Here is a 6497-nt window from a genome sequence, read left to right as displayed (position 1 = left end):
CTGTGCCCGGAAGCGGCCGCGAACAGCCCGATTGATCCGGCTGCCTGCTTTGAAGAAGCTGCCGGTGGCTTTGCCCCGGGCGGCGGTGGCCTGCCGGGTGCCGATGGCAACCCGCTGGCGCCGGCACTGGAGCAGTTCTGCCCCAATACCGCTGATGCGGATCTGGGTCCGACCACGCCGATCGACTGTCTGACCGAAGCCGGTAACAACTTCGGCAACGTGGAAGAGCTGCTGCTGGGTTCCAACCCGCTGACCGAAGCCCTGTGCCCGGAAACCTCTGCCAATGCACCGATTGACCCGGCGGCCTGCTTCATGGAAGCGGCCGGTGGCGGTCTGCCCGGTGGTGGCGGTGGGGATAACCCGCTGGCGCCGTTGCTGGAGCAGTTCTGTCCGGAAACCGCTGCCGGTGGTGTGGGTCCCACCACGCCCACCGACTGCCTGAGCGAAGCCGGCGCTGGCCTGGCTGCCCTGGAAGAGCTGTTGGGCCCGCTGACCGAGCCGAACCCGCTCACCGACCAGGTATGCCCGGACACGTCCGGAACCGGTACCGTGGATCCGGCCGACTGCTTTATCGAGTCCCTGGACCGAGTCGAGCTGCTCAACTCTGAACAAATCGGTCTGCTGCCCGGTTGTCCGCTGCTGAGTGCCTTCAACGATGAAGGTAATCTGTCGCTGACCCTGGGTCTGGCCTGTCTGGTGAACCAGGAAACCGGCGATGGCCTGTCCCTGGAATCCGGCAACGCCCTGACGGATCTGTTCGAAGACCTGCTGGGTGGCTTGTTCTAAGTCTCACTCAGTAACGCAACAGAAAAAGCCCGGCCTTCGCGCCGGGCTTTTTTATGGTCCGTTCCTTGTAGGAGCGCCTCTCGAGGCGCGAAAGAGTAAAGTTTCGAGGTACGAGTCACGAGGAGCGAAACGCTTTTCGAAACGCGAACCTCGTTACTCGCTTCTAACGTCATTCGCGCCTCGAGAGGCGCTCCTACAATGGATCAAAACCCGGACACAAAAAAGCCGCCATAAAGGCGGCTTTTCCGTATCAGCCAGCGATCAGCTGTTGCGCTTCGGCAAGACGTCGCGGAGCTTGTCGGCCATCTCGCGAATGGCTTTCTCGGTGGTGTCCCAGGCGATACAGCCATCGGTGATGGACACGCCGTATTCCAGATCTTCCAGCTTTTCCGGAATCTTCTGGTTACCGAACTTCAGATGCGATTCCACCATCAAGCCAACAATGGACTGGTTACCTTCCAGAATCTGGTTGGCAATGTTCTCCATGACCAGCGGCTGCAGGCTCGGGTCCTTGTTGGAGTTGGAGTGGGAGCAATCCACCATGATGTTGGTGGACACACCGGCTTTCTCCAGGGCCTGCTCGGCCAGGGCCACAGACACGGAATCGTAGTTGGGCTTGCCGCCGCCGCCACGCAGTACCACGTGGCCGTACTGGTTGCCCTTGGTGGTGGTCAGCGCCACACGGCCCTCCGGGTCGATACCCAGGAAACGGTGCGGGTGCTTGACGCTGAGCATGGCGTTCACCGCCACATCCAGGCTGCCGTCGGTGCCGTTCTTGAAGCCCACCGGGCTGGACAGACCGGAGGACATTTCCCGGTGGGTCTGGCTTTCGGTGGTGCGGGCGCCGATGGCGTTCCAGGCAATCAGGTCCTGCAGATACTGCGGGGTGGTCGGGTCCAGCGCCTCGGTAGCAGAGGGCAGGCCCAGCTCGGCCACATCCAGCAGCAGCTTGCGGGCAATGTGCAGGCCGTCCTGCACCTTGAAGGAATCGTTCATGTAGGGGTCGTTGATCAGCCCCTTCCAGCCCACGGTGGTACGGGGCTTTTCAAAATAGACGCGCAGCACCAGGTAGATGGTGTCCTTCACTTCCTCGGCCAGGGCCTTCAGCTTCTGTGCGTACTCCATGGCCGCCTTGGTGTCATGGATAGAGCAGGGGCCAATCACCACGAACAGACGGTGGTCCTTGCGGTCGAGAATATTGCGAATCGTCTCGCGGCCTTCGATCACGGTCTGGCGGGCATTGTCGGAAAGCGGCAGCTCTTCCTTCAGCGCATTGGGGGTGATCAGCAGTTCCTGCGAGGCGATATTGAGATCGTCTACCTGTTTATCGGTCATGATGGTCTTTACTACCTGTCGTTGCTGGAGGCCCCGGGCCCCGTATTATGGCGGGCGGCTCTGGCTGACACTCCTTTTGTAGAGGTTCAGCAGTCTAGCGGAAACAGCGGGGTATAGAAATATGGCGCCGGGCGCTTTCGCCGCCAGCCACCCCTCCGAATCCGTTGGAGCCTTGCTCGCAAGGCGAAGGGTTTGGGGCACTTCCCGAGAGGTTCGCCTTGCGAGCAAGGCTCCAACGGCTTATTCAGACTCACAACCCGGCGATCAACGTCTCCACATACGCCGGCACCAGCTCCGTGGCCAGCCCATGCTTGTGCTCGGCAAAGGCGGTCAGCCGCTGGGAGGGCTCCAGGTTCAGCTCCACCGTATGCGCCCCGTGGCGGTTGGCTTCTTCCACAAAACCCGCTGCCGGGTACACATTGCCGCTGGTGCCGATGCTGATAAAGCGGTCGCAACGGGCCAGGGCCTGGTAGATGCGCTCCATTTCCAGGGGCATTTCCCCGAACCACACCACATGGGGGCGCAGGCACCCCTTGGCGCCGCAGAGCGGGCAGGGCAGGGTCGGCGTCAGCTCGCCGGTGACCTCCACCAGGCCGCCGGAGGACTGGCAGCGGCCCTTGAGCAACTCGCCGTGCATATGGATCAGGTTGCGACTGCCGGCCCGTTCGTGCAGGTTGTCGATGTTCTGGGTGACCAGCAGTACCTGGCCGGCGGGAAAGGCCTGTTCCAGCTTTGCCAGGGCCTGGTGGGCCGCATTGGGCTTGATCGCCGCGCTGAGCAGCTGTTCACGGCGCTTGTTGTAGAAATTCTGCACCAGGGCGGCATCGCGCAGAAACGCTTCCGGGGTGGCCACATCTTCCACCCGATGGTTTTCCCACAGCCCGTCGGCGGCGCGGAAGGTCTTGATACCGGATTCCGCCGAGATTCCCGCGCCGGTAAGTATTACAATGTTTTCAGCCATTTATCCGTCCGATCAGTCAGGATTATTTGTTTCATGGATACCATTATTGACCAACAGGAAAATCTCAACTTGCCCCGGCGCGGCAATGTCACACTGCTGCACTTTCACCAGGGTATGGTTCTGCTGGTGGGCGAGGATGCCGTGGGCCTGTACCGGGACCGCGTGGCCATCGACGACCCTCTGGCCAATGGTGTCATCGGCTATGAAACCATTCCAGCCTCCCTGCAACCGGACTGGCAGGATGACTGCGGGTTTGTCCGTGAGCATCAATCCGGCTATGTGGGCCTGAATGGCGGTGGCGTGATATTTATTCGCCCGGATGGCGTGGCGCTCTATCCCAGCGGCATGCATGCGTTGCAGAATCGGGACATGAGCTGGCTGATTCCCTTTCCGCCACTCAATGCATAATTTTTCCGGCATCGGTAAGCCCGCTGTCGGTGACTGAAGGAGCTGTTCTGTTATGGCAGAAGAAACCACTCGCCTGCGTCTGCGCACTCTCACCGAAGAGGATTACCCCGCGCTGGCGCTGCTCATGGACCAGGTGTACCACGACATCGGTGGGGCCTGGCCGGAAGAGACCATCAAGACCCTGATCCGTATCTTCCCGGAAGGGCAACTGGTGATCGAGGACAACGGCGAGCTGGTGGCCACCGCACTGACCATCAAGGTCAAGTACGACCGCTTCTCCAACCCGCATCGCTATGAAGACCTGATCACCGACGACAAGGTGCGCTCCCACAACAGGAAGGGCGATGCGCTCTACGGCCTGGATGTGTTCGTGGACAAGGAATACCGGGGCTATCGCCTGGGCCGTCGTCTTTATGAGGCCCGCAAGGAGCTGTGCCGCGAGGAAAACCTGCGTGCCATCCTGGCCGGTGGCCGGCTACCCGGCTACACCAACTATGCGGACCAGATGCCGGTCACCGAATATATCGAGCAGGTGGAAGCTCGCGCCATCTACGACCCCATCCTGTCGTTCCAGCTCTCCAACGGCTTCGACGTGAAACGTCTGATGAAGGCCTACCTGCCGGAAGACGAAGACTCCCACGGCTACGCCACCCTGCTGGAATGGGACAACATCCTCTACGAACCGGAAGACGACGACGCCGAATGGCCGCGCCGCACCGTGGTGCGCGTAGGGGTGGTACAGCGCCGTATGCGCGCCGCCCGCGATGTGCAGGACCTGCTCAACCAGGTGGAATTCTTCATTGATGCGTTGTCCGATTATCGCGCCGACTTCGCCGTGCTGCCGGAATTCTTCAGCGCACCGCTCATGGGCCTGCGCCCGGAACTGAACTCCGTGGAAGCGGTGCGCTTCCTGGCCAGCTTTACCGATGAAGTGCGTGATGCCCTGGCTGACATGGCGGTGAGCTACAACATCAACATCGTTGGCGGCTCCATGCCCGTCATCGAAGACGAAAAAGTCTACAACGTGGCCTACCTGATGCGCCGCGACGGCTCCGTGGAATCCCAGTACAAGATCCACATCACCCCCCACGAACGGCGCGACTGGGTTATCCAGGGCGGCGACAAGTTGCAGGTATTCGATACCGATGCGGGCCGGGTGGGCATCCTGATCTGCTACGACGTGGAATTCCCCGAGCTGGGTCGTATCCTGGCCGACGAAAAAATGGACATCCTCTTCGTCCCGTTCTGGACCGACACCAAAAACGGCTACCTGCGCGTACGCCACTGCGCCCAGGCCCGCGCCATCGAAAACGAATGCTACGTGGCCATCGCCGGTTCCGTGGGCAACCTGCCACGGGTGGACGCCGTGGACATCCAGTACGCCCAGTCCTCGGTGTTTTCCCCCAGCGACTTCTACTTCCCCCACGATGCCATCATCAGCGAATCGGTGCCCAATACCGAGATGTTGATGTTTGCAGATGTGGACCTGGAAAAACTGAAACTGCTGCACCGGGAAGGCTCGGTGACCAACCTGCGCGATCGCCGCCACGATCTGTATAGTCTGGATTGGAAAAACAAAGGCTGACCCCTGACAGGGCAGGGCCGTCCGGCCCTGCCTGCCTTCGCCCCCATGCCCCATGCGTACTGTAGGAACGCAGCGTAGCGAAGTAACGCACGTAGTGTGGCCCGGAGGGTGAGCGAAGCGAATACGCCGCTTGAGGCGCGAAAAACCGAAAAAAGCGCATCCGCGCTAGACAACCTCCCCAAACATCTGAAAGAAAACCTGCTCCCCATCGCTTGATCAGAAAACGACGCCTTCCTCATATCACAGCCGCCTGAAAAGGACGCCGTTGTAACCCGTTGAGATTTCTGCTTTTATCGGTCGGTATATAAATTTGATAAATGTGATAGGAAGCCGGCGCGTTCATTGGATATTCGAGCGGGCTTTCTAATACCTGTTAGCACTACAAATTAAGCACTGGAGATCGGAATGTTTCAAAATATGGCTCAACACCATGGTGGTGGGTGCATGATGATTGTAAGGCGTCAAGATGACCAAGGCGTGGAATTTGTAGGAAGTGGATTTTTGTGTCACAGCAAGGGATACATCCTCACTTGTGCGCACACAATCAACTTGACAGACAAGTTGGCCGTCATACCTCCGCAGTCCCTCCAGGAGTTCAATCGAATGACTATGGATCGGGTTAATGTCATAGATGTTTCAGTTGCTCAGTTTGATGCAGAAAATGACATGGCGTTGCTCAAGATTAATAATCCGCCTCCACTTTCAGTTTCTGCAAACTTATTTGGGGATGAAAACAAGATCCATGTTGGTTCTACAGTAGGTTACCTTGGGTTCCCGTTTGGGCAGTCAGGGCTGCATACGCTGAAAGTTTCACATAGCATCGTTAGCTCAAAGGTAATATCCCTAAGTGGGACCCGACAATTTCAGCTAGATGCCATGGTTCATGAGGGAAACAGCGGCGGCCCCCTTGTAGATCTCGCTACTAATCAAGTGATTGGCGTTATCAGTGGAAGGTTTAGCCCGACAGGCAATGGCGGTGGTATTCGTATTGGAAATCATGCCTTGGGAACTGAGAGTACAATTTCTTATGCGACAACAATTAGCTATGGACTGAGCCTCATAAAAAGTGAGGGCCTCAATGTCTGAACTAGTTTTCGATCCGCAAGATTTTATAAACGCTGCAAATGAATTAGTGCCGGCCTATCAAAAAAGTAAGATTATTGCCGCAATAAATAACGAAACCATGGATGAATCTGACTTTGACCAAATTGGTCTTTCATTGACCGGGGAAAAAAGAGATTCAGGGTTGGTAGTTCCCACATCTGCTCCAAATGCATCATCTGGAAGTATCTGGGGCGCTATCAAAGGAGAGCTATTCGATTACCTGTGCACCACATCGAGAAAGTACTCTAAGGAGAGAAAAGAGGCTGGCATTACGGTAAAAAATATAATTACTATTTTAGCCACGGCTGTGGCCTCGAG

Annotated in this window: 6 protein-coding genes and 1 pseudogene; 5 read left to right on the top strand and 2 right to left on the bottom strand. The window is 57.9% G+C overall.

What is annotated here, in order from left to right:
* A pseudogene (locus tag A0251_RS17565) lies at nucleotides 1–786 on the top strand (hypothetical protein); the annotation flags it as partial.
* Between the two features lie 261 nt (nucleotides 787–1047).
* On the opposite strand, the gene A0251_RS16995 reads toward A0251_RS17565, so the two are convergent.
* Entirely contained in the window at nucleotides 1048–2121 is a 1074-nt protein-coding gene (locus tag A0251_RS16995) for a 3-deoxy-7-phosphoheptulonate synthase (RefSeq protein WP_062818030.1), read from the bottom strand.
* Between the two features lie 250 nt (nucleotides 2122–2371).
* Nucleotides 2372–3082, bottom strand: a complete 711-nt coding sequence (cobB, locus tag A0251_RS16990) for a Sir2 family NAD+-dependent deacetylase (RefSeq protein WP_062818029.1) — start codon at nucleotides 3080–3082, stop codon at nucleotides 2372–2374.
* Nucleotides 3083–3115: 33 nt separating this feature from the next.
* On the opposite strand from cobB, the gene A0251_RS16985 reads away from it, so the two are divergent.
* From A0251_RS16985 to A0251_RS17480, 4 genes are all read left to right on the top strand, one after another.
* The gene (locus tag A0251_RS16985; RefSeq protein ID WP_062818028.1) at nucleotides 3116–3490 is read left to right on the top strand and encodes a hypothetical protein; all 375 of its coding nucleotides are present in this window, start codon (nucleotides 3116–3118) and stop codon (nucleotides 3488–3490) included.
* Nucleotides 3491–3542: 52 nt separating this feature from the next.
* On the top strand, nucleotides 3543–5075 hold the full coding sequence (locus A0251_RS16980; protein ID WP_062818027.1) for a bifunctional GNAT family N-acetyltransferase/carbon-nitrogen hydrolase family protein: 1533 nt from the start codon (nucleotides 3543–3545) through the stop codon (nucleotides 5073–5075).
* A 405-nt stretch (nucleotides 5076–5480) separates the two neighbouring features.
* Nucleotides 5481–6161, top strand: coding sequence for a serine protease (locus A0251_RS16975; RefSeq protein WP_062818026.1), 681 nt, complete (start codon nucleotides 5481–5483; stop codon nucleotides 6159–6161).
* On the top strand, nucleotides 6154–6497 hold a 344-nt coding region (locus A0251_RS17480), incomplete at its 3' end, for a hypothetical protein (protein ID WP_156478317.1). The genes A0251_RS16975 and A0251_RS17480, both read left to right, overlap by 8 nt.

It is taken from the genome of Alcanivorax sp. NBRC 102024 (assembly GCF_001602235.1).
Taxonomy (GTDB): Bacteria; Pseudomonadota; Gammaproteobacteria; order Pseudomonadales; family Alcanivoracaceae; genus Alcanivorax.
The sequence above is the reverse complement of the archived record's forward strand: the minus strand, read 5'-3'. Positions and strand labels throughout refer to the sequence as shown.

Excerpts from the sequence above, each read along its gene's own strand:
- A0251_RS16980 (WP_062818027.1), top strand. The coding sequence starts at position 3,543 with ATGGCAGAAGAAACCACTCGCCTGCGTCTGCGCACTCTCACCGAAGAG.
- A0251_RS16985 (WP_062818028.1), top strand. The coding sequence starts at position 3,116 with ATGGATACCATTATTGACCAACAGGAAAATCTCAACTTGCCCCGGCGC.
- A0251_RS16995 (WP_062818030.1), bottom strand. The coding sequence starts at position 2,121 with ATGACCGATAAACAGGTAGACGATCTCAATATCGCCTCGCAGGAACTG.
- cobB (WP_062818029.1), bottom strand. The coding sequence starts at position 3,082 with ATGGCTGAAAACATTGTAATACTTACCGGCGCGGGAATCTCGGCGGAA.
- A0251_RS16975 (WP_062818026.1), top strand. The coding sequence starts at position 5,481 with ATGTTTCAAAATATGGCTCAACACCATGGTGGTGGGTGCATGATGATT.